Annotated in this window: 24 protein-coding genes and 1 pseudogene; 19 read left to right on the top strand and 6 right to left on the bottom strand. The window is 73.6% G+C overall.

The annotated features are described in order from the left end of the window. Nucleotides 1–122 precede the first annotated feature (122 nt). Nucleotides 123–1547: a S9 family peptidase gene (locus KBY32_RS09730; protein WP_210979638.1), complete on the top strand. Its 1425-nt coding sequence runs from the start codon at nt 123–125 to the stop codon at nt 1545–1547. Nucleotides 1548–1614: 67 nt separating this feature from the next. On the opposite strand, the gene KBY32_RS09725 is transcribed toward KBY32_RS09730, so the two are convergent. Both KBY32_RS09725 and coaA read right to left on the bottom strand, forming a co-directional pair. Further along, complete coding sequence (locus tag KBY32_RS09725) at nt 1615–2553, bottom strand: DUF389 domain-containing protein (protein WP_210979637.1); 939 nt, start codon at nt 2551–2553, stop codon at nt 1615–1617. A gap of 16 nt (nt 2554–2569) precedes the next feature. Beyond that, nucleotides 2570–3538, bottom strand: a complete 969-nt coding sequence (coaA, locus tag KBY32_RS09720; RefSeq protein WP_055622517.1) for a type I pantothenate kinase — start codon at nt 3536–3538, stop codon at nt 2570–2572. 186 nt (nt 3539–3724) lie between these two features. On the opposite strand from coaA, the gene glmS reads away from it, so the two are divergent. Next, nucleotides 3725–5572, top strand: coding sequence for a glutamine--fructose-6-phosphate transaminase (isomerizing) (glmS, locus tag KBY32_RS09715; RefSeq protein WP_210979636.1), 1848 nt, complete (start codon nt 3725–3727; stop codon nt 5570–5572). Nucleotides 5573–5604: 32 nt separating this feature from the next. Then, a pseudogene (locus tag KBY32_RS09710) lies at nt 5605–5748 on the top strand (GNAT family N-acetyltransferase); the annotation flags it as partial. An 11-nt stretch (nt 5749–5759) separates the two neighbouring features. On the opposite strand, the gene KBY32_RS09705 reads toward KBY32_RS09710, so the two are convergent. After that, nucleotides 5760–7196: an NAD(P)H-hydrate dehydratase gene (locus KBY32_RS09705; protein WP_210979635.1), complete on the bottom strand. Its 1437-nt coding sequence runs from the start codon at nt 7194–7196 to the stop codon at nt 5760–5762. Between the two features lie 42 nt (nt 7197–7238). Then, nucleotides 7239–7610, bottom strand: coding sequence for a holo-ACP synthase (locus KBY32_RS09700; protein ID WP_115507840.1), 372 nt, complete (start codon nt 7608–7610; stop codon nt 7239–7241). Nucleotides 7611–7695: 85 nt separating this feature from the next. On the opposite strand from KBY32_RS09700, the gene KBY32_RS09695 reads away from it, so the two are divergent. The 5 genes from KBY32_RS09695 to KBY32_RS09675 all read left to right on the top strand — a co-directional run bounded on the left by KBY32_RS09695 (nt 7696) and on the right by KBY32_RS09675 (nt 12096). Beyond that, nucleotides 7696–8583: a L,D-transpeptidase gene (locus KBY32_RS09695; protein WP_247689223.1), complete on the top strand. Its 888-nt coding sequence runs from the start codon at nt 7696–7698 to the stop codon at nt 8581–8583. 62 nt (nt 8584–8645) lie between these two features. Beyond that, nucleotides 8646–9812: an alanine racemase gene (gene alr, locus KBY32_RS09690; RefSeq protein ID WP_210979634.1), complete on the top strand. Its 1167-nt coding sequence runs from the start codon at nt 8646–8648 to the stop codon at nt 9810–9812. A gap of 190 nt (nt 9813–10002) precedes the next feature. Further along, complete coding sequence (locus KBY32_RS09685; protein ID WP_210979633.1) at nt 10003–11247, top strand: alpha/beta fold hydrolase; 1245 nt, start codon at nt 10003–10005, stop codon at nt 11245–11247. Further along, entirely contained in the window at nt 11213–11725 is a 513-nt protein-coding gene (tsaE, locus tag KBY32_RS09680; protein ID WP_210979632.1) for a tRNA (adenosine(37)-N6)-threonylcarbamoyltransferase complex ATPase subunit type 1 TsaE, read from the top strand. The genes KBY32_RS09685 and tsaE overlap by 35 nt, the downstream gene beginning before the upstream one ends. Before the next feature lie 188 nt (nt 11726–11913). Next, nucleotides 11914–12096, top strand: a complete 183-nt coding sequence (locus KBY32_RS09675) for a hypothetical protein (RefSeq protein ID WP_210979631.1) — start codon at nt 11914–11916, stop codon at nt 12094–12096. Nucleotides 12097–12105: 9 nt separating this feature from the next. On the opposite strand, the gene KBY32_RS09670 is transcribed toward KBY32_RS09675, so the two are convergent. Beyond that, the gene (locus KBY32_RS09670) at nt 12106–12657 is read right to left on the bottom strand and encodes a hypothetical protein (RefSeq protein WP_199835433.1); all 552 of its coding nucleotides are present in this window, start codon (nt 12655–12657) and stop codon (nt 12106–12108) included. Nucleotides 12658–12769: 112 nt separating this feature from the next. Between KBY32_RS09670 and tsaB the strand changes: the two genes are divergently transcribed. The 8 genes from tsaB to KBY32_RS09630 all read left to right on the top strand — a co-directional run bounded on the left by tsaB (nt 12770) and on the right by KBY32_RS09630 (nt 19570). Then, the gene (tsaB, locus tag KBY32_RS09665; RefSeq protein ID WP_210979630.1) at nt 12770–13426 is read left to right on the top strand and encodes a tRNA (adenosine(37)-N6)-threonylcarbamoyltransferase complex dimerization subunit type 1 TsaB; all 657 of its coding nucleotides are present in this window, start codon (nt 12770–12772) and stop codon (nt 13424–13426) included. 50 nt (nt 13427–13476) lie between these two features. Then, nucleotides 13477–13974, top strand: coding sequence for a ribosomal protein S18-alanine N-acetyltransferase (rimI, locus tag KBY32_RS09660; protein WP_055622708.1), 498 nt, complete (start codon nt 13477–13479; stop codon nt 13972–13974). After that, complete coding sequence (gene tsaD / locus KBY32_RS09655) at nt 13967–15067, top strand: tRNA (adenosine(37)-N6)-threonylcarbamoyltransferase complex transferase subunit TsaD (RefSeq protein WP_055622507.1); 1101 nt, start codon at nt 13967–13969, stop codon at nt 15065–15067. Before rimI ends, tsaD begins: the two co-directional genes overlap by 8 nt. Next, a complete protein-coding gene (locus KBY32_RS09650; protein ID WP_115507701.1) occupies nt 15064–15342 on the top strand; it encodes a hypothetical protein in 279 nt (92 codons plus the stop codon). Before tsaD ends, KBY32_RS09650 begins: the two co-directional genes overlap by 4 nt. 122 nt (nt 15343–15464) lie before the next feature. After that, on the top strand, nt 15465–16559 hold the full coding sequence (locus KBY32_RS09645) for a LacI family DNA-binding transcriptional regulator (protein WP_210979629.1): 1095 nt from the start codon (nt 15465–15467) through the stop codon (nt 16557–16559). Nucleotides 16560–16671: 112 nt separating this feature from the next. Next, on the top strand, nt 16672–17724 hold the full coding sequence (locus KBY32_RS09640) for an LCP family protein (protein ID WP_210979628.1): 1053 nt from the start codon (nt 16672–16674) through the stop codon (nt 17722–17724). Nucleotides 17725–17834: 110 nt separating this feature from the next. After that, the gene (locus tag KBY32_RS09635) at nt 17835–18191 is read left to right on the top strand and encodes a YciI family protein (RefSeq protein ID WP_055622504.1); all 357 of its coding nucleotides are present in this window, start codon (nt 17835–17837) and stop codon (nt 18189–18191) included. A 128-nt stretch (nt 18192–18319) separates the two neighbouring features. Then, nucleotides 18320–19570: an RNA polymerase sigma factor gene (locus tag KBY32_RS09630; RefSeq protein ID WP_247689265.1), complete on the top strand. Its 1251-nt coding sequence runs from the start codon at nt 18320–18322 to the stop codon at nt 19568–19570. Here KBY32_RS09630 and KBY32_RS09625 read toward each other — a convergent pair. Continuing rightward, nucleotides 19567–20832, bottom strand: coding sequence for a methyltransferase domain-containing protein (locus KBY32_RS09625; protein WP_210979627.1), 1266 nt, complete (start codon nt 20830–20832; stop codon nt 19567–19569). The genes KBY32_RS09630 and KBY32_RS09625 overlap by 4 nt on opposite strands. Between KBY32_RS09625 and KBY32_RS09620 the strand changes: the two genes are divergently transcribed. The 3 genes from KBY32_RS09620 to groES all read left to right on the top strand — a co-directional run bounded on the left by KBY32_RS09620 (nt 20831) and on the right by groES (nt 23267). Beyond that, nucleotides 20831–21910, top strand: coding sequence for a polysaccharide deacetylase family protein (locus KBY32_RS09620; RefSeq protein ID WP_210979626.1), 1080 nt, complete (start codon nt 20831–20833; stop codon nt 21908–21910). The two genes, KBY32_RS09625 and KBY32_RS09620, sit on opposite strands and share 2 nt — an antisense overlap. Continuing rightward, nucleotides 21907–22731: a polysaccharide deacetylase family protein gene (locus KBY32_RS09615; protein ID WP_210979625.1), complete on the top strand. Its 825-nt coding sequence runs from the start codon at nt 21907–21909 to the stop codon at nt 22729–22731. The genes KBY32_RS09620 and KBY32_RS09615 overlap by 4 nt, the downstream gene beginning before the upstream one ends. Nucleotides 22732–22958: 227 nt before the next feature. Further along, complete coding sequence (groES, locus tag KBY32_RS09610; RefSeq protein WP_013001368.1) at nt 22959–23267, top strand: co-chaperone GroES; 309 nt, start codon at nt 22959–22961, stop codon at nt 23265–23267. Nucleotides 23268–23329: the final 62 nt, after the last annotated feature.

Here is a 23329-nt window from a genome sequence, read left to right as displayed (position 1 = left end):
GAGCGGAGGTTCGCCCACCGCGGCCGAGCCGCCGGTGACGAGCCTCCATCCAGGGGGACGGGTCCGTGGCGCGTGGAGTGGCGCCGCGTCCGACGCGGGACGCGACCCTAGTTTCAGGGTCCATGGACTCATCGAGGAACCTCGTACCGCCTCCCGTTCACGCCGCCTCCAGCGCGCCGAGCCGCAGGACCGCGCTCGCCGGGCTCTTCGCGGGCGCCGCCGGAGCGGTGGGGGCCGTCGGCCTCGGCGCACCGGCCGCCTCCGCCACACCCGCCGGTGCCGTCGCCGCCGGCCCGATCCCCGACGGCTCGCCGACGCCCGGTGCCATGCAGCTCTTCGCCGACCCGGGTCTCAACTTCGGCGCCCTGCTCGCCCTGGGGGCCGCGGGCGCCAGGGCCTCCGAGGTCGGCGAAGTCCTCACCGCCGTCAACGCGATCAACGCGGCCGGGGCGAACGAGAACACGTACACCGCGGAGTTCCGTGCCTGGGGCGACCGGCTCGACTCCCTGCGCACCGGCCGCCGGGAGACCGACCGGTTCCGCTCGCTGCGCGCCGCGCAGTACTACGGCCAGGCGCTGTTCTTCGTCCTGGGCTCCCACACCCCGGGTGACGAGGAGCCGCTCTATCTCGCCGGGCGCCGCAACTGGGACAGGTTCGCCCGGCTCTGCGACCCCGCCGCCATCACCGACCGGGTCCCGTACGGCAGGACGCCGCTGCCCGTGTGGTTCTTCCGGCCCGACGCCTCCGGCACACCCCGCCCGACGGTGATCCTGACCAACGGCAGCGACGGGCAGAACGTCGACATGTGGACGTACGGGGTCATGGCCGCCCTCGACCGGGGCTGGAACGCGCTCGTCTACGACGGCCCCGGACAGGGGCAGTTGCTCTTCGTCGACGAGGTGGTATTCACCCCGCGCTGGGAGCGGGTGGTCGGCCCCCTGATCGACTGGCTGCTGCGCCGGTCCGACGTCGACGGCCGGCGGATCGCGCTGACCGGGCTGTCCATGGGCGGCGATCTGGCTCCGCGCGCCGCCGCCTTCGACCACCGGATCGCCGCGCTCGTCGCGATGCCCGGCTGCCTCGACCCATGGCTGGCCTTCCCGGCCGAGCTGAGGGAGATCCTCACGCCGGACCGGGAGGAGACCAACCGGATCTGGAACGAGGAGGTCGTGCCCGAGCTGGGCCCGTCCGAGGCGTACCTGGTGAAGAAGCGGTTCGAGCCGTTCTCCGTCGAGGCGATGCTCGAGGCGCGCCGGGGCCGGATGTTCACCGACTTCTGGACCGCCGCACGGCGGGTCGCGGCCATGGACATCACCGGTGTGGTCCGCCGGATCGAGGCCCCGACACTCGTGCTCGACTACGAGGACGAGCAGTTCTACCCCGGCCAGCCGCGGGAGATGTACGAACTGCTGCGCGCCCCCAAGGAGTACATCAGGCTGACGTCCGCCACGGGGGCCCAACTGCACTGTTCGCCGATGGCGCCCCAGCAGCACTGCGAGGTCGTGTTCGACTGGCTGGAGGACACCGTGGGCCGCGGCAGGGGCTGATGCCGCGGGCGTGGGGCGTCGAGGCGGTGGACCGCGCGGCGTGCCGCGCCGTGCGGTCCACGCCTTCTCAGACGGCGTTGACCTTGCGCGGCTGCCGCGACCACAGCCACTTCTGGAGCACCAGGGTGAGCGTGCCCGCCAGGACGATGCCCAGCAGGTTCAGCAGGAGCTGTTCCGAGGAGCCCCAGGTCTGCCGGGTGTCGCCGTAGCTGAGGGCGACGGCCGCGTTGGCGGCGGCCGGCACCGTCGTCACGGAGATGGCGACGCCCACCAGGGCGCCGGACTTGGCCGAGGTCAGCGACAGCGTTCCGGCGATCCCGGCGAGGACCGCCACGATGAACGAGAACCAGTCGGGGGCGTAGACGAAGGCCGTGTTGGGCCGGTCGGACTCCAACTGCCGTTCGGAGAACAGCCCCAGGGCGTCCATGAACCAGCTGAAGCCGACGGTCACCGCCATCGCCACGGCGAACCCGGCGATGAGCGCGACCACCGACCGCAGTGCGAGCCGGGGTTGCCGCTGCACGGCCGCCGTGGAGATCCCGGCCAGTGGGCCGAACTCCGGGCCGACCGCCATGGCCCCGACGATCAGCACCGCGTTGTCCAGGACCACACCGCACGCGGCGATCATGGTGGCGAGCGTGATGAACGCCAGATAGGTCGCGGAGAGCGTCGACTCCTCGTGCGTGGCCTCCGTCAGGTGGTCCCACAGCACGGCGTCCGCGGCCTCGCCGGGCGCGTCCTTCTCGGCTCGCTCGGCCCGCCGGGACAGCGTCAAGTCGACGTTCTCCACGGCGATGGCCCCCTCGTCCTCCAGGCCCAGGCGCTGCAGTCCGGTCAGGAGCGGGTCGCCCGCCTCGCGCGCCACGTCGCACAGGACGAGGTCCCCGGCGGGGTCGCGGGCCGCGCCGGGCAGGACGACGAGATGGGTCGTCCCCACCGTCCGCTCGATCAGCCGGACGACGTCCTCGGTCCGTTCGGGCGGCGAGATCAGTCGGAGGTGGAGCATGGGGGCAGCGTAGCCGTCACAGTTTGCGCAGGCTCAGCCGCTGCACCTTGTGGTCGGCGCCCTTGCGGACGACCAGGGTGGCCCGGCCGCGGGTCGGGGCGATGTTCTCCACCAGGTTCGGCTTGTTGATGGTCCGCCACATCGTGCGGGCGTAGTCGAGGGCCTCCTCCTCGGACACCTGCGTGTACTTGCGGAAGTACGAGGAGGGGTCCTGGAAGGCGGTCTCGCGCAGCCGCTTGAAGCGGTGCAGATACCAGCGCTCGATGTCCTCGGTGCGGGCGTCGACGTACACGCTGAAGTCGAAGTAGTCGGCGAGACCGACCCGGGTGCGGCCGTCCTTGCCCGGCAGAGCGGGCTGGAGGACGTTCAGGCCCTCGACGATGAGGATGTCGGGCCGGCGCACGGTGAGCCGCTTGTCCGGGACGATGTCGTAGATCAGGTGCGAGTAGACGGGGGCGGTGACCTCGTCCTTGCCCGCCTTGATGTCGGCGACGAAGCGGGTGAGCGCGCGCCGGTCGTACGACTCCGGGAACCCCTTGCGGGACATCAGGCCGCGTGCCTGCAGTTCCTCGGTGGGCAGCAGGAAGCCGTCGGTGGTGACCAGTTCGACGCGAGGGTGCTCGGGCCAGCGCGACAGCAGCGCCTGCAGCAGACGGGCCACCGTGGACTTGCCGACGGCGACCGAGCCGGCGACGCCTATCACGAAGGGTGTGCCGGACTGGGAGCCCTGCTCGCCGAGGAAGGTGTTCAGCGCGCCGCGCAGACCGTCCGTGGCACCGACGTAGAGGTTGAGGAGGCGGGAGAGCGGCAGGTAGATGTCCCGCACCTCGTCGAGGTCGATGACATCGCCGAGACCGCGCAGCTTCTCGACCTCCTCCGCCGTGAGCGGCAGCGGGGTCTTGTCGCGCAGCGCACTCCACTCCGAGCGGGTGAGGTCCACGTAGGGAGTCGCCTCCGGCCGCTGCCGGTGGGCGCTCCGGGGCATCGAGGAGACCGGAGAGATCACAGTCCATTGTTACGGCAGTACGAACGGACGGCAGGGTGGGATCCGTCACGTGACGCCGACCCGGCCGCTTCCGGTCGCCGAGAGGGTTCGTACCACCGTAGGAATTTCCGAAATCGGGCACGAATCGGCGCTTCGGGTCCCGGATCCGCCCGTAGGCTGCCGCGCATGTGCGGAATCGTGGGATACGTGGGGTCGCAGCCGGCGCTCGACATCGTCATGGCCGGACTGAAGCGGCTGGAGTACCGGGGCTACGACTCGGCCGGGGTCGCCGTGCTCGCGGACGGCGGGCTGGCGGCCGGGAAGAAGGCCGGGAAGCTCGTCAACCTGGAGAAGGAGCTGACGGAGCGGCCGCTGCCGACCGGCACCACCGGCATCGGGCACACCCGCTGGGCCACGCACGGCGGCCCCACGGACGCCAACGCCCACCCGCACCTGGACAACGCCGGACGGGTCGCCGTCGTCCACAACGGCATCATCGAGAACTTCGCCGCCCTGCGCGCCGAGCTGACCGAGCGCGGCCACGACCTGACCTCCGAGACCGACACCGAGGTGGTCGCCCATCTGCTCGCCGAGGAGTTCTCGGCGACGGCCGACCTCGCCGAGGCCATGCGGCTGGTGTGCCGCCGGCTGGAGGGCGCCTTCACCCTCGTCGCCGTGCACGCCGACGAGCCGGACGTCGTCGTCGGCGCCCGGCGCAACTCGCCGCTCGTGGTGGGCGTCGGCGAGGGCGAGGCCTTCCTAGCGTCGGACGTCGCCGCGTTCATCGCCCACACCCGCTCGGCGATCGAGCTGGGCCAGGACCAGGTCGTGGAGCTGCGCCGGGACGGGGTGCGGGTCACCGGGTTCGACGGCAGCCCCGCCGACGTGCGGTCCTACCGGGTCGACTGGGACGCCGCCGCCGCGGAGAAGGGCGGCTACGACTACTTCATGCTCAAGGAGATCGCCGAGCAGCCCAAGGCGGTCGCCGACACCCTGCTGGGGCGTATCGACGCGGGCGGCTCGCTCCGGCTGGACGAGGTGCGGATCGGCGCCTCCGAGCTGCGCGAGGTCGACAAGGTCGTCATCGTCGCCTGCGGTACGGCCTTCCACGCCGGGCTCATCGCGAAGTACGCCATCGAGCACTGGACGCGCATCCCGTGCGAGGTGGAGCTGGCCAGCGAGTTCCGCTACCGGGACCCGATCATGGACCAGCAGACCCTGGTCGTCGCCATCTCCCAGTCCGGCGAGACCATGGACACGCTCATGGCGCTGCGGCACGCCCGTGAGCAGGGCGCCCGGGTGCTGGCGATCTGCAACACCAACGGGTCGACGATCCCGCGCGAGTCCGACGCCGTGCTCTACACGCACGCCGGGCCGGAGGTCGCGGTCGCCTCGACGAAGGCGTTCCTGACGCAGCTGGTCGCCTGCTATCTGGTGGCGCTGTACCTGGGGCAGGTGCGGGGCACCAAGTGGGGCGACGAGATCCGCGCGGTCATCCGGGACCTCTCGCAGATCTCCGGCGCGGTCGAGCGGGTGCTGGAGACCATGGAGCCCGTACGGGAGCTGGCGCGGAGCCTCGCCGCGAAGAACACGGTGCTGTTCCTCGGCCGGCACGTGGGCTATCCGGTCGCCCTCGAAGGCGCCCTGAAGCTGAAGGAGCTCGCCTACATGCACGCCGAGGGCTTCGCGGCGGGCGAGCTGAAGCACGGCCCGATCGCCCTGATCGAGGACGACCTGCCCGTCGTCGTGGTCGTGCCGTCGCCGCGGGGCCGGTCGGTCCTGCACGACAAGATCGTCTCCAACATCCAGGAGATCCGGGCCCGGGGCGCGCGGACCATCGTCATCGCGGAGGAGGGCGACGAGGCGGTCGTGCCGTACGCCGATCACCTCATCCGCATCCCGGCCACCCCGACCCTGCTCCAGCCGCTGGTGGCCACCGTGCCGCTCCAGGTCTTCGCCTGCGAACTGGCCACGGCCCGCGGCAACGAGGTGGACCAGCCGCGGAACCTGGCGAAGTCGGTGACGGTGGAGTAGGCGACCGGAATTCCCGGCGTGCGGAGCCGCCCGAACTCGTGGCCGTCGCCGCCGAGGAGGCGCGCTCGGCCGGCTGCCACTGGCTGCACGTCGACTTCGAGGAGGGGCTGCGGCCCTTCTACTTCGAGGCGTGCGGGTTCCGGGCCACGGACGCGGGGCTGATGGCCATGCGGTGACCCGGCGCCGCTCAGCCCACCACGTCCCGCCAGGCCTCCGGGATGCCCTCCGCCACATCGTGGGCGCCCACCGGGGCGCCGTCCGCCGCGAACCGCCCCGACAGGCCGTGCAGATACGCCCCCGCGCTCCCCGCGTCCAGCGGGGCCAGGCCCGCCGCCAGCAGGGAGCCCGCGAGGCCCGACAGGACGTCCCCGCTGCCTGCCGTGGCCAGCCAGGACGTGCCCGTGGGGTTCACCCGGACCGGGCCGGTGCCCCCGGCGCCGGCCACCAGGGTCGTGGACCCCTTCAGCAGCACGGTCGCCTCGTAGCGCGCCGCCAGCTCCCGCACCGCCATCAGCCGGGCCGCCTCGACCTCCTCGCGGGTGACGCCGAGCAGGGCCGCCGCCTCCCCGGCGTGCGGGGTCATCAGCGTCGGCGCCGTCCGCGCCCGTACCGCCTCCCGGTCCGCCAGCCGCAGCCCGTCGGCGTCGATCAGCACCGGCACGTCCGCCGCCAGGACCTCGGCGACCGTCGCCGCGTCGTCCCCGGCGCCCGGCCCGACCACCCAGGCCTGCACGCGCCCGGCCTTCGCCGGCCCCCGGTCCGACACCAGGGTCTCCGGGAACCGTGCGATCACCGCGTCGGCGGCAGGGCCGACGTACCGCACCGCACCCGCCCCGCCGCGCAGCGCGCCCGACACCGCGAGCACGGCCGCCCCCGGATAGCGCGCCGAGCCCGCCGCGATGCCGACCACGCCCCGGCGGTACTTGTCCGACTCCGCCGCCGGCACCGGCAACAGGCGTGCCACGTCCGCGTGTTGCAGCGCCTCCAGCTCCACCGCGTCGTGCGGCAGCGTCAGCCCGATGTCGACCAGCCGCACCACACCGGCGTGTTCGCGGGCCGGGTCGATCAGCAGCCCCGGCTTGTGCGTGCCGAACGTGACCGTGAGGTCCGCCCGCATCGCCGTCCCGCGCACCTCGCCCGTGTCGGCGTCCACACCGCTCGGCAGGTCCACCGCGACCACCGGCACCCGGGCCCGCTCCGCCGCGTGCGCCAGCGCCGCCGCCTCGGGGCGCAGCCCGCCCTTGCCGCCGATCCCGACGATGCCGTCCACGACCAGGTCGGCGGGCTCGACCAACTCCCCGCCCGCGTCGGCGCCGACGCTCCGGCCGCCCGCCTTGCGCAGCGCGGTCAGGCCGCCCGGGTGCGCCCGCTCCGGGGAGAGCAGCACCGCCGTGACGCCGGCCCCGCGCCGGGCCAGCCGGGCCCCGGCGTACAGGGCGTCGCCGCCGTTGTCGCCGCTGCCGACGAGCAGCACCACCCGGCTGCCGTAGACCCGGCCCAGCAGGTCCGCGCAGGCCGCGGCGAGTCCGGCCGCCGCCCGCTGCATCAGCGCCCCTTCGGGGAGCCGTGCCATCAGCTCCCGTTCGGCCGCCCTTACCGTCTCCACGCCGTACGCAGTCCGCATACGACCGAGTCTGACGCACCGGGCGTGACCCGGCGCACTGAATCAGCCTTCGGCGATCACGACCGCCGAGGCGACCCCCGCGTCATGGCTGAGGGACACGTGCCAGGACCGCACGCCGAGTTCGGCGGCGCGGGCCGCCACCGTGCCGCGCACCCGCAGCCGCGGCCGGCCGCTGTCCTCGACGTAGACCTCGGCGTCGGTCCACAGCAGGCCCGCCGGGGCGCCGAGCGCCTTCGCGAGGGCCTCCTTGGCGGCGAAGCGCGCGGCGAGCGAGGCGACGCCCCGGCGTTCACCGCCGGGCAGCAGCAACTCGCTCTCCAGGAACAGCCGTTCGGCCAGCCCGGGCGTGCGGCGCAGCGCCGCGTCGAACCTGTCGATCTCGGCCACGTCGATGCCGACCCCGATGATGCTCATGGCGAGCACCCTATGGGTCCTCGTACGGGTGACCCCGCCGCGCGGCGCCTCCCACCGAGCCCGCCGCGCACGCTTCCCTGTGCGCATGATCAGCGGACGTATCGCCTGCCGGAGCATCGCCGTGATGCTCGCGGCGGCCTCCCTGCTGCCCGTCGGCAGCGCCTCGGCGGACCCCGAGCCCCCGGTCGGCGGGCCGGGCGCCGAACTCGTACCGGGTGTCCCCCTCGACATGCTCCAGCTCGCCCCGGCCGACACCGCGGACCAGGCCCTGCCGCCCAAGGTGTACGAGCCCAGCGCCGAGGAGGACGCCGTCGAGCCGAAGGACGCCCCCGACGCGACCCGCGACCTCGTCGAGTACGTCACTCCGATGGACGCCCTCGGCGGCGTGAAGTGCAGCGACGAGGACGGGCCGCACCAGCGGGAGGTCGAGCGGTGGCTGGGGCGGAAGGCGGACGGCGAGCAGTCCGCCGCCGACTGCCGGGCCATCCGCCGCTTCCAGGTGAAGCACCGGATCAAGCCCGCGATCGGCTTCGCGGGCCCGGTCACCTGGGCCACCATGCGGCTGGAGTCGGCGCGCAAGAACCCCAACGCGGCCGGGAAGTGCCCCGTGCGGGCGTACCGGGTCGCCTGCGTGGACCTCGACCGGCAGATCGCCTGGGTGCAGACGGGCCGCAAGGTCGTCTTCCGCCCGGTGTCCGTGCGCAGCGGACGCAAGGGCTACGGCACCCGCACCGGCTGGCACCGGGTCTACTGGCGGCACAAGAACCACGTGTCGTCGCTCTACAACAGCCCCATGCCGTACGCGCAGTTCTTCGACGGCGGCCAGGCCTTCCACGGCGTCTACGGCAGCATCTTCACCGAGGTCGGCTCCATGGGCTGCGTGAACATGCGCCTGGACGACGCCCGCGCCCTGTGGAAGCTGCTGAAGAAGGGCGACCGCGTCTACGTGTGGGGCCACCGGACGGAGGGCTGACGGGGTCCCGGGGGGTCCGGCGCGACGGTGTCGCCGGACCCCTCTGAGACACTGGGGGCGCGATGAGAGAGACAGCACCACAGCGGACCGCGCCCGCGCGTGCCCGCGCCGAGATCGATCTGGCCGCCCTGCGGGCCAACGTGCGGACGCTGCGCGGCCGCGCCCCCGGCGCCGCCCTCATGGCCGTCGTCAAGGCGGACGCGTACGGCCACGGGGCGCTGCCCTGCGCCCGCGCGGCGCTGGAGGCCGGGGCGACCTGGCTGGGCACGGCGACCCCCGAGGAGGCGCTCGCGCTGCGCGCCGCCGGCATCCACGGCGTGCGGATGATGTGCTGGCTGTGGACGCCCGGCGGACCCTGGCAGGAGGCGATCGAGGCCGACCTGGACGTCTCCGTGAGCGGGATGTGGGCGCTGCGCGAGGTCACCGAGGCGGCCCGGCGGGCGGGGACGCCCGCGCGGGTGCAGCTCAAGGCCGACACCGGTCTCGGGCGGGGCGGCTGCCAGCCCGGGGACGACTGGGCCGAGCTGGTCCGGGAGGCGCTGCGCGCCGAGGGCGACGGGCTGATCCGGATCACCGGGCTGTGGTCGCACTTCGCCTGCGCCGACGAGCCGGGCCACCCCTCCATCGCCGCCCAGCTGGACAGCTTCCGGGAGATGACCGCGTACGCCGAGGAGCGGGGCGCGCGCCCCGAGGTGCGGCACATCGCGAACTCCCCGGCCACGCTCACGCTTCCCGAGAGCCACTTCGACCTGGTGCGCACCGGCATCGCGCTCTACGGCGTCTCGCCGAGCCCCGAGCTCGGCAGCCCCGCCGACCTGGGCCTGCGTCCCGTGATGACGCTCTCGGCGTCCCTGGCCCTGGTCAAGCAGGTGCCGGGCGGCCACGGCGTCAGCTACGGGCACCACTACGTCACCCCGGGCGAGACCACCCTCGGCCTCGTCCCGCTCGGCTACGCCGACGGCATCCCGCGGCACGCCTCGGGTGCCGGGCCCGTCCTGGTCGGCGGCAAGTGGCGGACGGTCGCCGGGCGGGTCGCGATGGACCAGTTCGTCGTCGACCTCGGTGGTGACGAGCCCGAGGCGGGCGCCCGGGCCGTGCTGTTCGGCCCCGGTGACGGCGGCGAGCCCACGGCCGAGGACTGGGCGCAGGCCGCGGGCACCATCGGGTACGAGATCGTCACGCGCATCGGATCGCGCGTCCCGCGCGTCTATGTCGACGGGACCCGGTAGCCGAGGCCACCGGTTCCTCGCGAAGTGCGGTGGAGTGCGGTGTGTGCGGCCACGCGGTTGCTACCAGTGAGTACATTCATGTGAAAGAGGAACGAGAGGGGTAACCCGTAGGGGGCCCCACGCGGACCACCGGCACCGTCCACCACCGTCGTCACACCGGCAGACCGGACCCAGCGAAGAGGAGCGGTACGTGAGCGAGAGCAGCGCGGAGGCCGCCGTCGCGGCCGTCGCCTCCGCCTCGGAGGCGGCCGCGGGCTGGCGCAGGGCGACCGGTCTCGCCGGCGCGGCGATAGGCGTGATCGCGGCCGGCGCGGCCGCCGGTGTCGCCATAGAGCGGATGACCGTGGGCCGCGGCATGCGGCAGAAGGCGCGCCTCGCCCTCGACTCGGCGGGCCCGTACGGCTCGCTGCGCGGTACCCCCGGCAAGGCCTACGCCGACGACGGCACCGAGCTGTACTACGAGGTCGACGACGTCGACCCGGAGTCCGCGCCCGCGCTCAGCCCCCGCAGGCGCCGGCTGTTCGGGCGCAAGGCGCCCGCCCCCGTCACCGTCGTCTTCAGCCACGGCTACTGCCTCAGCCAGGACTCCTGGCACTTCCAGCGGGCGGCGCTGCGGGGAGTCGTACGCACCGTGCACTGGGACCAGCGCAGCCACGGGCGGTCGGCGCGCGGGGTCGCCCAGACCCAGGAGGGGCGGCACGTCGACATCGAGCAGCTGGGCCGGGACCTGAAAGCCGTCATCGACGCGGCGGCGCCCGAGGGACCGCTCGTGCTGGTCGGGCACTCCATGGGCGGGATGACCGTGATGGCGCTCGCCGACCAGTACCCGGAGCTGATCCGTGAGCGGGTCGTCGCCACCGCCCTGGTCGGTACGTCGTCCGGCCGGCTCGGCGAGGTCAACTTCGGGTTGCCCGTCGCGGGGGTGAACGCCGTGCGGCGGGTGCTGCCGGGCGTCCTCAAGGCGCTGGGGCAGCGCGCGGAGCTGGTGGAGAAGGGGCGCCGGGCCACCGCCGACCTGTTCGCGGGGATCATCAAGCGGTACTCGTTCTCGTCGCGGGACGTGGACCCGGCGATCGCCCGCTTCGCCGAGCGGATGATCGAGGGGACCCCGATCGACGTGGTCGCCGAGTTCTACCCGGCCTTCGCCGACCACGACAAGACCGAGGCGCTCGCCCTGTTCACCGACATGCCGGTGCTCGTGCTCGCCGGCGTGGGCGACCTGGTCACGCCCAGCGAACACAGCGAGGCCATCGCCGACCTGCTGCCGGAGGCCGAACTGGTCCTGGTGCCGGACGCCGGGCACCTCGTCATGCTGGAGCACCCGGAGGTCGTCACGGACCGCCTCGCGGACCTGCTGACGCGCGCGGGCGCGGTGCCCGCAGGGGCTACGGTTAGTGGCTATGGAAGCACCAGCAGCACCGCACGACGCGGGTGATCTTCAGCTGACCGTCACCTCCCCCGAGCAGATGCGCGAGCTCGGCCGCAGGCTCGCCAAGCTGCTGCGCGCCGGCGACCTCCTGATGCTCAGCGGGGAGCTCGGCGCGGGCAAGACCACGCTGACCCGGGGGCTCGGCGAGGGCCTCGGGGTCCGGGGCGCGGTGACATCGCCGACCTTCGTGATCGCCCGCGTACACCCGTCGCTCGGCGACGGCCCGCCGCTCGTCCACGTCGACGCCTACCGGCTCTCCGGCGGCCTCGACGAGATGGAGGACCTCGACCTGGACGTCTCGCTGCCCGAGTCGGTCGTCGTCGTGGAGTGGGGCGAGGGCAAGGTCGAGGAGCTGACCGAGGAGCGCCTCCAGGTCGTCATCCACCGGGCCGTCGGCGACACCACCGACGAGGTGCGCCACGTGACGGTGACCGGGCTGGGGGAGCGCTGGGGAACGGTCGATCTGAGCGTGCTGGCGGCCTGATGCGTCCGGGGCGGGGCCGGCCGTCCAGCCGTCGGCCTGTGCCGGCCGCCTGAAGCGCCCCCGGCCGAGGCCGTTCCGACAACGTGTCGGGAAAACATTGCGTTCACGGTCGTGGGCGTGGTCACATGGACTCCAGTGGGTGGTTAGGTCTGCCTAACCGCGCCCGCCCCCGACCTCAGGAGGCGTCCATGCCGGCACCGGAGAACACGCCCCACGGCGAGGCCCGGCCGCGGCCGTACCCACCGGCCGACGGCGTCTCCCTGTCCGTACGCGATCTGCTGGCGGCCAACGCCGCCGCGCGGCTCGTCTCCACACCGCCGCCCGCGCCCGAGTCCCGCCCGATCGCCGAGCCGCGCCCCGAGGCCGCCTGACCCGCCGGATCAGGGGATCACGACGACCGCGCGGCCGATCGTGGCGAACTGCCACATGGCCGTGCCGTCCGCGCGCGACTCGCGGATGCCGCCCGTCCGCGCGACCGGGTCCGGCTGCGGGGTGCCGCCCGGGACGGCCGCGCTGAACCCGACGGTCACGCCGTCCACCGTCGCGAACCGCACCACGTGCTCCACCGGCATGCCGTCGGTCCCGGTGATCGAGCTGGAGCGGGACCCGACCGTGTAGGCGCCCGGCGCCGGGTCGACCGATCCGGGGGACACCCGGAACGTCCGCTTGACCTTGTCGCCGTTCCCGACCAGCCACACCCGGTCGTCGTCCAGCGAGTACACGACCCGCTCACCGATGCCGGAGCCGGCGGGCAGCGCCTCCGGATCGTCGTTGTCCCGGGGGGCCTTGGAGGTGCTCACGCCGAGCGCGCCGCCGGTGCGCTCGCCCAGGTCAGGCGGGACGTTCGCGGCGGCCTTGAAGGTGAGGAACCCGACCGCGGCGAGGGCGGCCGCGGTCAGGCCCACGACGAATCCGGAACTGCTGCCCGCCACCGTCACCACCTCAGCGTTCGCTCGCGCCACGTGATCACGCCGACCGTAGCAGTCACCGGCGGACCGACCGGGGCGGCACTTCCTACGGCCCCGGGCGCCGTAGGCTGTTTGCGTGCTCTTGCTCGCTCTGGATACCGCCACCCCCGCCGTCACCGTCGCGCTGCACGACGGCACGGACGTCATCGCCTCCTCGAGCCAGGTGGACGCGCGCCGGCACGGAGAGCTGCTGCTGCCGGCCGTCGACCGGGTCCTCGCCGAGGCCGGTGTGCGGCTGGACGCCGTCACCGGCGTCGTCGTGGGCATCGGCCCCGGCCCCTACACCGGGCTGCGGGTCGGCCTGATGACCGCCGACACCTTCGGGCTCGTCCTCGGCGTCCCCGTGCACGGCGTGTGCACGCTGGACGGCCTCGCCTACGCCGCCCACATCGAGAAGGGCCCCTTCGTCGTGGCGACGGACGCCCGGCGCAAGGAGGTCTACTGGGCGCGGTACGCCGACTCGCGCACCCGCCTGATCGAACCGGCCGTCGACCGGCCCGCCGACATCGCCGCCGAGGTCGCCGGGCTCCCGGCGGTCGGCGCCGGCGCGCTGCTCTACCCCGACACGTTCCCGCAGGCCCACGAGCCCGAGCATGTGTCGGCCGCCGCCCTGGCCGCCCTGGCCGCCGAGCGGCTGGCCGCCGGCGAGGAACTGCCCGCGCCCCGGCCGCTGTACCTGCGCCGCCCCGACGCCCAGGTCCCCAAGAACTACAAGGTGGTCACCCCCAAGTGACCGGACCCGCGACCATCCCCGGCGGCGCCGAGGGCCCCACGCTGCGCGAGATGCGCTGGTGGGACATCGACTCCGTGCTGGAGCTGGAGAAGGAGCTGTTCCCCGAGGACGCCTGGTCCCGGGGCATGTTCTGGTCCGAACTGGCCCACTCCCGCGGAGCCGCGGCAACCCGCCGCTATGTCGTCGCCGAGCAGGACGGGCGCCTGGTCGGCTACGCCGGGCTGGCCTCCGCCGGCGATCTGGCCGACGTCCAGACCATCGCCGTCGCCCGCGACCACTGGGGGACCGGCCTGGGCGGGCGGCTGCTCGCCGAACTGCTCCGCGCCGCCACCGAGTTCGAGTGCGCCGAGGTGATGCTGGAGTGCCGGGTGGACAACGTCCGCGCCCAGCGGCTCTACGAGCGCTTCGGCTTCGAGGCGATCGGTTTCCGGCGCGGCTACTACCAGCCGGGGAACGTCGACGCCCTGGTGATGCGACTGACCACAGCGCCCGACAGCGGCAGCGCCGCGGGTGACGACTCCGTACAAGGAACTGAGATCAATGGCTGACTCGCGGGACGAACCCCTCGTTCTGGGCATCGAGACCTCGTGCGACGAGACCGGCGTCGGCATCGTCCGCGGCACCACCCTGCTCGCCGACGCCGTCGCCTCCAGCGTCGACGAGCACGCCCGCTTCGGCGGTGTCGTGCCCGAGGTCGCCTCCCGGGCACACCTGGAGGCCATGGTCCCGACGATCGACCGGGCGCTGAAGGAGGCGGGCGTCAGCGCCCGTGACCTCGACGGCGTGGCGGTCACGGCCGGTCCCGGCCTCGCGGGCGCGCTGCTGGTCGGCGTGTCGGCGGCCAAGGCGTACGCCTACGCGCTGGGCAAGCCGCTGTACGGCGTCAACCACCTCGCCTCGCACATCTGTGTGGACCAACTGGAGCACGGGCCGCTGCCCGAGCCGACGATGGCCCTGCTGGTGTCCGGCGGGCACAGCTCGCTGCTGCTGTCCTCCGACATCACTTCCGACGTCCGCCCGATGGGCGCCACCATCGACGACGCGGCCGGCGAGGCGTTCGACAAGATCGCCCGGGTGCTGAACCTCGGCTTCCCCGGCGGCCCGGTCATCGACCGCTACGCCCGCGAGGGCGACCCGGAGGCGATCGCGTTCCCGCGCGGTCTGACCGGGCCGCGCGACCCGGCGTACGACTTCTCCTTCTCCGGTCTGAAGACCGCGGTCGCCCGCTGGATCGAGGCGAAGCGGGCCGCCGGCGAGGAGGTGCCGGTGCGGGACGTCGCGGCCTCCTTCCAGGAGGCGGTCGTCGACGTGCTGACCCGCAAGGCCGTACGGGCCTGCAAGGACGAGGGCGTCGACCATCTGATGATCGGCGGCGGCGTGGCCGCCAACTCCCGGCTGCGGGCGCTGGCCCAGGAACGCTGCGAGGCGGCCGGCATCCGGCTGCGGGTGCCCCGGCCCAAGCTGTGCACGGACAACGGCGCGATGGTCGCCGCGCTCGGCGCCGAGATGGTCGCGCGCAACCGGGCGGCCTCCGACTGGGACCTGTCCGCGGACTCCTCGCTGCCGGTGACGGACCCGCATGTGCCGGGCACCGGGCACGACCATGTGCACGAGGTGAGCAAGGAGAACCTGTACTCGTGACCGTCGCCCTGATGTGGGAGGCGCGGGCGGTCCCCGGCCGGGGCGAGGAACTGCTCGCCTGGGCGCGGGCGCAGGAGCTGCCCCGGCCGCCGCTGCGCCGGGAGACCTTCCGGGCGCCCCAGGACCGGGTCCTCGTCGTCACGTGGTGGGACGCGGACGCCGACGCCGACGTGCCGGAACTCCCCGAACCGGACGCCGGTCTGGTGGTCCGGGCGGTGCACCGGTGGCGGTTCGAATCGCTCGGCACGGAGGGTTCCGGCCGGTCCGACGGATGAGGGGACCGGTCCGGGAAACCGCCCGGATGTCGAAGCTTTCGTGATGGCTGGCGAATGTTCCGATGCGAAGACTCGGAAGGAAGGGGTTCGTCACCGGGCCGGGCGGGGTTACGATCGCCGCCATGACAGCCCGTGAGACCGCTGAATCCCGGACGGCCGTGCCGGAGACCCGGTCGGCACCGTCGACGGCGCCGACGGCCGGCCGCTCCGGGCGGACGGCCACGCTCGCCGAGATCGCCCGCGAGGCGGGTGTCTCGGCGCCGACTGTTTCGAAGGTCCTCAACGGGCGCGCGGACGTCGCCCCGGGCACCCGCACCCGTGTCGAGGAGCTGCTGCGCGCCCACGGCTACCGCCGCCGGCGGGCCGAGACCGGCCGCTCGCCCCTGATCGACCTGGTCTTCCACGAGCTGGAGAGCGCGTGGGCGATGGAGGTCATCCGGGGCGTCGAGAACGTCGCCAGGGACGCGGGGCTCAGCGTCGTGCTCAGCGAGAGTGCCGGGCGCCTCACTCCGGGCCGGACCTGGGCCGACCAGGTCGCCGCCCGCCGCCCGCACGGTGTGATCCTCGTGCTGTCCGACCTCGACGAGTCCCAGCGCGCCCTGCTGACCAGCCGTTCCATCCCGTTCGTGGTGATGGACCCGGCGGGCGACCCCGGCGCCGACGTGCCGTCCATCGGCGCCACCAACTGGCAGGGCGGCCTCGCCGCCACCCGGCATCTGATCGAGCTGGGGCACCGGCGGATCGGCGCGATCACCGGGCCGTCCCGGATGATGTGCAGCCGCGCCCGCCTCGACGGCTACCGCGCGGCCCTGGAGACCGCCGGGATGACGGTCGATCAGAGCATGGTGCGCACCGGCGACTTCCACCACGAGACCGGCTACCGGCAGGGCCTGGACCTGCTGCGCCGCCCGGACCGGCCCACCGCGGTCTTCGCGGGCAACGACCTGCAGGCGCTCGGCCTGTACGAGGCCGCGCGAGAGCTGGGGCTGCGGGTGCCGGAGGACCTGAGCGTGGTCGGGTTCGACGATCTGCCGGTCGCCCGGTGGGTCGGGCCGCCGCTGACGACCGTACGGCAGCCGCTGACGGAGATGGCGGAGGCGGCGGCGAAGCTGGTCCTCGACCTCGCCCGGGAGCAGACCGCCCCGTCCGCGACCAGGATCGACCTGGCGACCAGCCTGGTCGTCCGAAGCAGCACGGCCCCGCCGCCGGAGCTCTGAAGCCCGCCGGGGACCGAAACATTCGGCCCCTTCCTGAGAGAAGTCTGAGAATTTCGCGAGAAAAGCGGCACCGGGCTCCCTGGCCGTAATAATTCGGACGTACGTTCCTCCCATGAGGGGACGTGGGCGGGGAACGGGTGGGGACGACGACGGGGGACGCGGGGGCCGGCGGGCGTCCGTGTGGCGACGGGCGGGGATCGGCCTCGCGGCGTTACTGGCTCTGGCGGTCGGGGTGGCGGCCTGGGCCTACCGGCATCTCGACGACAACATCACGGGCGTCGACATCGACCAGGCGCTGGGCGACGACCGCCCGCCCCGGGCGATGACGACCCCGACGCCGTCGGCGTCACCGCTGCCGACGGAGGCGCTGAACATCCTGGTCCTCGGCTCGGACTCGCGCAGCGGCGCCGACAACAAGAAGCTCGGCGGGGGCGACAGCGGGGGCGCCCGCTCGGACACCGCGATGGTGTTCCACATCGACGCCGGGCGCACCGCGGCCACGGTCGTGAGCATCCCGCGCGACACCCTGGTCGACCGGCCCTCCTGCCCGCTGTCGTCGGGCGGTTCGACCCGGCCGGCGTACCAGGCCATGTTCAACAGCGCCTACGCGCTGGGCGGTCCGGTGTGCGCGGTCAAGACGGTCGAGTCGCTGACCGGGGTGCGGATGGACCACTACGTCGAACTCGACTTCTCCGGCTTCGCGAAGCTGGTGGATGCCCTCGGCGGGGTCACGGTCACCACGGACGAGGACATCCACGACGAGGACAGCCATCTGGACCTCGCGGCCGGCACACACCACCTGGACGGCAAGCAGGCGCTGGCCCTGGCCCGCACCCGGCACGGCATCGGCAACGGCAGCGACCTGGGCCGTATCGAGCTCCAGCAGAAGCTGGTGAAGGCCCTGCTCGACCAGATCTCCGCCACCGACCTGCTCACCGACCCCGCGAAGCTCTACCGGGTCGCCGACGCGGTGACCGGCGCCCTGACCACGGACACGGGCCTCGACTCGCTCGGCGAGCTGACCGGCCTGGGGCAGAGCCTGCGCGGGCTGACGTCCGACACGGTCAGGACCGTGACCATGCCGGTGGTGCCCGCGCCGTCCAACCACAACCGCGTGGTGGCGGACGAGCCGGAGGCGGGCGAGCTGTGGAAGTCGCTGCGCTGAGAAAAGATTTCTCGGGAAATCCCGGAGGACGTGTCGATCCGGCGGCCCGCCGTTCGACGCAGGGGTGAGAGGCCGGGAAGGGCCCGGCCACCGCAGCACGAGGAGTCACCATGCCCCGATACCTGTCGCTCGTGAAGATCGACGAGGCGTCCGCCCCCGCCGAGGGCCCGAGCCCCGAGCTGATGCGGCGCATGGGGGAGCTGATCGAGGAGGTCACCAAGGCGGGCGTCATGCTCGACACCGCCGGGCTGCTGCCGTCCGCGCAGGGGACCAGGGTGCACTGGGAGGGCGGCCGGATCTCCGTCACCGACGGGCCGTTCACCGAGGCCAAGGAGGTCGTCGGCGGGTACGCGCTCATGCAGTGCAAGGACAAGGCCGAGGCCATCGAGTGGACCACCCGGTTCCTGAAGGTCCACGAGGAGTTCTGGACCGTCACCTGCGAGGTGCGGGAGATCGCCGAGGGGTGAGCCCGTCCGCTGGGCGCCCGGACCGGCAGGGTGTTCGATGGTGGGTTGTGGAGACACCGCGCACCATCGCCCCCGGGCCGGGCCCCGGCGACCCGTCCGGCTCCGACCCTCGGTCGGCGTCCGGCACTCTGGCCGCCGCCGATCCCCGGTCCGCCATCGAGACCGTTTTCCGGCTGGAGTTCGCCCGGGTCGTCGCCGCCGTCACCCGGATCGTCCGGGACGTCGGCATCGCCGAGGAGCTGGCCCAGGACGCCCTCGTCGCCGCGCTGGAGCAGTGGCCGCGCGACGGTGTGCCCGACCGGCCGGGCGCCTGGCTCACGGCCGCCGCCCGGCACCGCGCCGTCGACCTGGTCCGCCGCCGGGAGAACTACGCCCGCAAGCTCCGGGAGATCGGCCGGGACCTGGAGGACGTACCACCGCCGCCGGAGCCCGCCGACCCCGACGCCATCGACGACGACCTCCTGCGGCTCGTCTTCACCACCTGCCACCCCGTGCTCTCGCCGGAGGCCCGCACCGCCCTCACCCTGCGGCTGGTCGGCGGCCTGACCACGGCCGAGATCGCCCGCGCCCACCTCGTCCCCGAGGCCACGGTCGCCCAGCGCGTGGTCCGCGCCAAGCGCACCCTGGCCCGCCGCAACGTGCCCTTCGAGGTGCCGTACGGCCCCGACCGCGAGGCCCGGCTCGGCTCGGTCCTCGACGTCATCTACCTGATCTTCAACGAGGGGTACGCCGCCAGCGCGGGCGACGACTGGCTGCGCCCCGCGCTGTGCGAGGACGCGCTGCGACTGGCCCGCCAGCTGGCCGCCCTGATGCCGAAGGAGCCCGAGGTGCACGGGCTCGCCTCGCTGCTGGAGTTCCAGGCGTCCCGCACGGCCGCCCGCACCGCCCCCGACGGCACGCCCGTCCTGCTGCGCGACCAGGACCGGCGCCGCTGGAACCGCATGCTCGTCGCCCGGGGCGTCGCCGCCCTGGACCTGGCGAGCGCGACCGCCACGGGCGCCCCCGGGCCGTACGCACTCCAGGCCGCCATCGCCGCCTGCCACGCGCACGCGTACACCTACGAGGAGACCGACTGGCGGACCATCAGCACCCTCTACCGACTGCTCGCCGCCCGGTCGCCGTCGCCGGTGGTGGAGCTGAACCGTGCGGTCGCCGTGTCGATGGCCGAGGGCCCCGGACCCGCCCTGGAGATCGTCGACTCCCTCGCGGACGAACCCGCGCTGCGCGACTACCACTTGCTGCCGAGCGTGCGCGGCGATCTGCTGCTGCGCCTCGGCCGTACGGCGCAGGCGCGGGCGGAGTTCGAGCGCGCGGCGGCGCTGACGCGCAACGAACAGGAGCGGGAACTGCTGCTGAGGCGGGCCGCGGACACGACCTAGGCAGGATGCCCCACGAGCATCGTCGGGGCGCCCGCGACCCGGGTCAGGAAGACCGTGGCGGCGTTCGGGCCCTGCGGTTTGACCTTGCGGCGCAGTTCCTCCGGCTCGACCGCCGACCCGCGCTTCTTCACGGTCAGCGTGCCCACCGCGCGCTCCCGCAGCAGCGCCTTGAGCTTCTTCACGTTGAACGGCAGCTGGTCGGTGATCTCGTACGCGGTCGCGTACGGCGTGGGGCGCAGCGTGTCCGCCGTGACGTAGGCGATCGTCGCGTCGACCAGCCCGCCGTCCAGCGACTCGGCGACCTCGGCGACCAGATGGGCCCGGATGACGGCGCCGTCCGGCTCGTACAGATAGCGGCCGACGGGACGCACCCCGGGGTCGGGCAGGCCGCGGGAGAGCAGGGAGCGCGGGCCCGGCAGCAGGGTGGCCCGGATCGCGCCGGGGGCCGTCCCGAACCACAGCACCGCCTCCTTCACATCCCCGCCGTCCGAGATCCACTCGGCCTCGGCGTCGCCGGGGACCGCCTCGTGCGGGATGCCCGGCGCCACCTTCAGTGCGGCGTGGGGCGTGGTCCGCGCCGTCTCCACGGCCCAGGACAGGGGCGGCGAGTACGCCTCCGGGTCGAAGATGCGGCCGCGTCCGCCGCGCCGGGCCGGGTCGACGAACACGGCGTCGAACCCGGCGGTGCCGACCTCGGTGACATCCGCCTCGCGCACCTCGACGAGGTCGGCGAGCCCGAGCGCCGCCATGTTGGCCCGGGCCGCCGCCACCGTCAGCGGGTCCCGGTCGACCGCCAGCACCCGGATGCCGGCGCGCGCGAGCGCGATCGCGTCGCCGCCGATGCCGCAGCACAGGTCGGCGACCGAGCCGATGCCCAGCTCCCGCATCCGGGCCGCCCGGTACGCCGCCACGCTCGCCCGCGTCGACTGCTCGACGCCGTTCGGCGTGAAGTACATCCGTCCCGCGTCCTCGGTGCCGAACTTCGCCGCCGCGCGCTGCCGCAGCCGCGCCTGTCCGAGGGCCGCGGAGACCAGCTCGGCCGGGTGCTCGCGGCGCAGCCTGGTGGCGACGGCGAGTTCGTCGGCGGGGTCGGTGTCGCGCACGGCGTCGAGGAGGGCGCGGCCCTCGGGGGCGAGCAGGGCGGTGAAGGCGTCGAGGTGGTCGTTCACCGGGTCATTGTCGGCCAGTCGGTGGATGGTCCGCTCCACGGCGGCGCTGTCGTCCCGGTCCGGGTGCGGGTGCCTGTCAGGATCCGGCTCCATGCGACTTGTAGTACAAAATGACAAAAAGGGACGGCTTCGGCTCCGGGGGGCGCGGCTCCAGGGAGCGCGGCTCCGGGGCGTCGTCGCCGTGCTCGCCGTCGCGGCCATCGCCTCGGGGTGTGCGCAGGGCGGTATCGCCGGGCAGCCGGGCGGCGGTTCCCCGGCCGCGGGTCCCGTCCCGAGCCGGTCGGCCGACGCTCCCGCGTCGCCTCCGCAGGGCACGCGCACACCGGACGGCAGCCGCTCCCCGCAGGGCACACGCCCCCCGGACGGCACGCGCCCGCCGGACAGCACGCGCACCCCGGACGGCACTCGCGCCCCCGACGGCCGGCGGCCGCAGTCGGCGCAGCAGGCCCATGCCGCCCGGGTCGCCGCCGCCCGGCGCTGGCGGCTCGCCCGCGTCCCGCTCGTGCCCCCGCCACCGCCCAGGTCCAAGCCGGAGATCACCACCCGCAAGGGCTTCGAGGTCGACGGCCACGAGGAACTCGGCCTCCTGCCGGTCTTCACGACCGTGCCCACGACCCGGAAGATCGTTTTCCTGACCATCGACGACGGCGCCGAGAAGGACCCGGCGTTCCTGCGCATGATGAGCGACCTGAAGGTGCCGTACACCGCCTTCCTCAGCGACTACGTGATCAAGGACGACTACGGCTACTTCGAGCGGATGCGGCGCACGGGCACCGGCCTGCACAACCACACCCTGCACCACCGCTATCTGCCCGCCCTGTCCTACCGCCGCCAGCAGTACGAGATCTGCGGCATGCAGGACGTCATGGAGGAGCGCTACGGCGTGCGCCCCGCGCTGTTCCGGCCGCCCTTCGGCAACTACGACCGCGACACCCTGCGCGCCGCCAGGTCCTGCGGCGTGCGGTACGTCCCGCTGTGGAACGAGGAGGTCTTCGTCGACCACTGGGAGTACCGGGAGTGGGACCGGAAGATCCGTCCGGGTGACATCGTGCTCAGTCACTTCCGGGGCCGGGGCGAGTGGAAGGGCACAATGCCCGACATGATCCGCAGGTTCCTGGACAAGGTCACGGCCGAGGGGTTCGCGGTGGCCCGGCTGGAGGACTACCTGTGAGGACGCCGCCGGGGGCACGCGCGCTCGCCGCCGTGGCCCTGGCGTCCGCCCTGCTCGCCGGATGCGCGGGGGAGACCGCCCCCGCCGCCTCCCGGGCGGGGTCCGGCCAGGAGGCGACGCGCTCGGCGAAGAACGCGACCCACACCGCGCAGCCGTATCGCCGCTGGGGCCTGAGCGACCCGCTGCCCGTGCCGCCCCCGCCGCCCGCCCGGCGGCTGCCGCACCGCCCCGGCGGCCCGCCGCCCGTCGTGCACCGCGTCCCCACCCGAGACCGGGTCGTCTTCCTCACCTACGACGACGGCGCCGAGAAGGACCCCCGGTTCGTCGACATGGTCCGCGAACTGCGGCTGCCCGTCAGCATGTTCCTCACCGACAGCGTGGTCGGCCCCGGCTACGGCCACTTCGCGCGGCTGCGCTCGGTCGGCGCGTCCATCCAGAACCACACCCTCGACCACGCCGCCCTGCGCGGGCTGCCGTACGCCGGTCAGCGCGCCGAGATCTGCGGCCAGCAGCACAAGCTGCGCGCCCGCTTCGGCATCCGCCCCCGGCTCTTCCGGCCGCCCTACGGCGTCCACGACGCCACCACGCTGCGCGCCGCCGCCGACTGCGGGGTCACCGCCGTCGTGCTGTGGCGGGCGGCGATGGAGGGCGACGGCGGACTGACGTACGCGAAGGGGCCCGCGCGGCTGCGCCCCGGTGACATCGTCTCCGTGCCGTCCGGGGAGCCGGCCGGGCTGTCGCTGCGCGAGCGCACCACCCGGTTGCTGCGGGAGATCCAGAAGCGCGGACTGACCGTCGGACGCCTCGAGGACTACGTGTAGACGCTCGCCGGGCTCTTCCCGGTGGCGCGGGCGGCGCGCCGCGCCACGAGCGAATTGGCACTCCGCTTGACCGAGTGCTAATCGCGGTCATAGTCTCGGCTCTGGCACTCCCCACTGGAGAGTGCCAACAACGCGACGGGCAGGTCCGGCACCCGCGACGACGGATCGACCTGGTCGCCACCTCAGACAGTTAACCCCGTGAGATCTCCGAAGGGGGAGGTCGGATCGTGACGACCACCAGCTCCAAGGTTGCCATCAAGCCGCTTGAGGACCGCATCGTGGTCCAGCCGCTCGACGCCGAGCAGACCACCGCCTCTGGCCTGGTCATCCCGGACACCGCGAAGGAGAAGCCCCAGGAGGGCGTCATCCTCGCCGTCGGTCCGGGCCGCTTCGAGAACGGCGAGCGTCTTCCGCTCGACGTGAAGGTCGGCGACATCGTGCTGTACAGCAAGTACGGCGGCACCGAGGTGAAGTACAACGGCGAGGAGTACCTCGTCCTCTCGTCCCGCGACGTGCTCGCGGTCATCGAGAAGTAAGACGCCTCGAAGCTCTTGCTTTCAGCTGCGCCCCTGGCCCCCGCGACCACATAAGAACCGGG

This window comes from Streptomyces sp. RK62 (genome assembly GCF_018070255.1).
Taxonomy (GTDB): domain Bacteria; phylum Actinomycetota; class Actinomycetes; order Streptomycetales; family Streptomycetaceae; genus Streptomyces; species Streptomyces nigra.
Note: the sequence above shows the minus strand (reverse complement) of the source record. Positions and strands in the feature narration are given on the sequence as shown.

What these genes read in the sequence shown, in the direction of transcription:
- alr (WP_210979634.1), top strand. Translation starts at nt 8,646, where the DNA reads ATGAGAGAGACAGCACCACAGCGGACCGCGCCCGCGCGTGCCCGCGCC.
- coaA (WP_055622517.1), bottom strand. Translation starts at nt 3,538, where the DNA reads ATGCCCCGGAGCGCCCACCGGCAGCGGCCGGAGGCGACTCCCTACGTG.
- glmS (WP_210979636.1), top strand. Translation starts at nt 3,725, where the DNA reads ATGTGCGGAATCGTGGGATACGTGGGGTCGCAGCCGGCGCTCGACATC.
- KBY32_RS09700 (WP_115507840.1), bottom strand. Translation starts at nt 7,610, where the DNA reads ATGAGCATCATCGGGGTCGGCATCGACGTGGCCGAGATCGACAGGTTC.
- KBY32_RS09725 (WP_210979637.1), bottom strand. Translation starts at nt 2,553, where the DNA reads ATGCTCCACCTCCGACTGATCTCGCCGCCCGAACGGACCGAGGACGTC.
- KBY32_RS09625 (WP_210979627.1), bottom strand. Translation starts at nt 20,832, where the DNA reads ATGGAGCCGGATCCTGACAGGCACCCGCACCCGGACCGGGACGACAGC.
- KBY32_RS09705 (WP_210979635.1), bottom strand. Translation starts at nt 7,196, where the DNA reads ATGCGGACTGCGTACGGCGTGGAGACGGTAAGGGCGGCCGAACGGGAG.
- KBY32_RS09645 (WP_210979629.1), top strand. Translation starts at nt 15,465, where the DNA reads ATGACAGCCCGTGAGACCGCTGAATCCCGGACGGCCGTGCCGGAGACC.
- KBY32_RS09640 (WP_210979628.1), top strand. Translation starts at nt 16,672, where the DNA reads ATGAGGGGACGTGGGCGGGGAACGGGTGGGGACGACGACGGGGGACGC.
- rimI (WP_055622708.1), top strand. Translation starts at nt 13,477, where the DNA reads ATGCGCTGGTGGGACATCGACTCCGTGCTGGAGCTGGAGAAGGAGCTG.
- KBY32_RS09635 (WP_055622504.1), top strand. Translation starts at nt 17,835, where the DNA reads ATGCCCCGATACCTGTCGCTCGTGAAGATCGACGAGGCGTCCGCCCCC.
- KBY32_RS09675 (WP_210979631.1), top strand. Translation starts at nt 11,914, where the DNA reads ATGCCGGCACCGGAGAACACGCCCCACGGCGAGGCCCGGCCGCGGCCG.
- tsaD (WP_055622507.1), top strand. Translation starts at nt 13,967, where the DNA reads ATGGCTGACTCGCGGGACGAACCCCTCGTTCTGGGCATCGAGACCTCG.
- KBY32_RS09730 (WP_210979638.1), top strand. Translation starts at nt 123, where the DNA reads ATGGACTCATCGAGGAACCTCGTACCGCCTCCCGTTCACGCCGCCTCC.
- KBY32_RS09695 (WP_247689223.1), top strand. Translation starts at nt 7,696, where the DNA reads ATGATCAGCGGACGTATCGCCTGCCGGAGCATCGCCGTGATGCTCGCG.
- KBY32_RS09620 (WP_210979626.1), top strand. Translation starts at nt 20,831, where the DNA reads ATGCGACTTGTAGTACAAAATGACAAAAAGGGACGGCTTCGGCTCCGG.
- tsaE (WP_210979632.1), top strand. Translation starts at nt 11,213, where the DNA reads ATGGAAGCACCAGCAGCACCGCACGACGCGGGTGATCTTCAGCTGACC.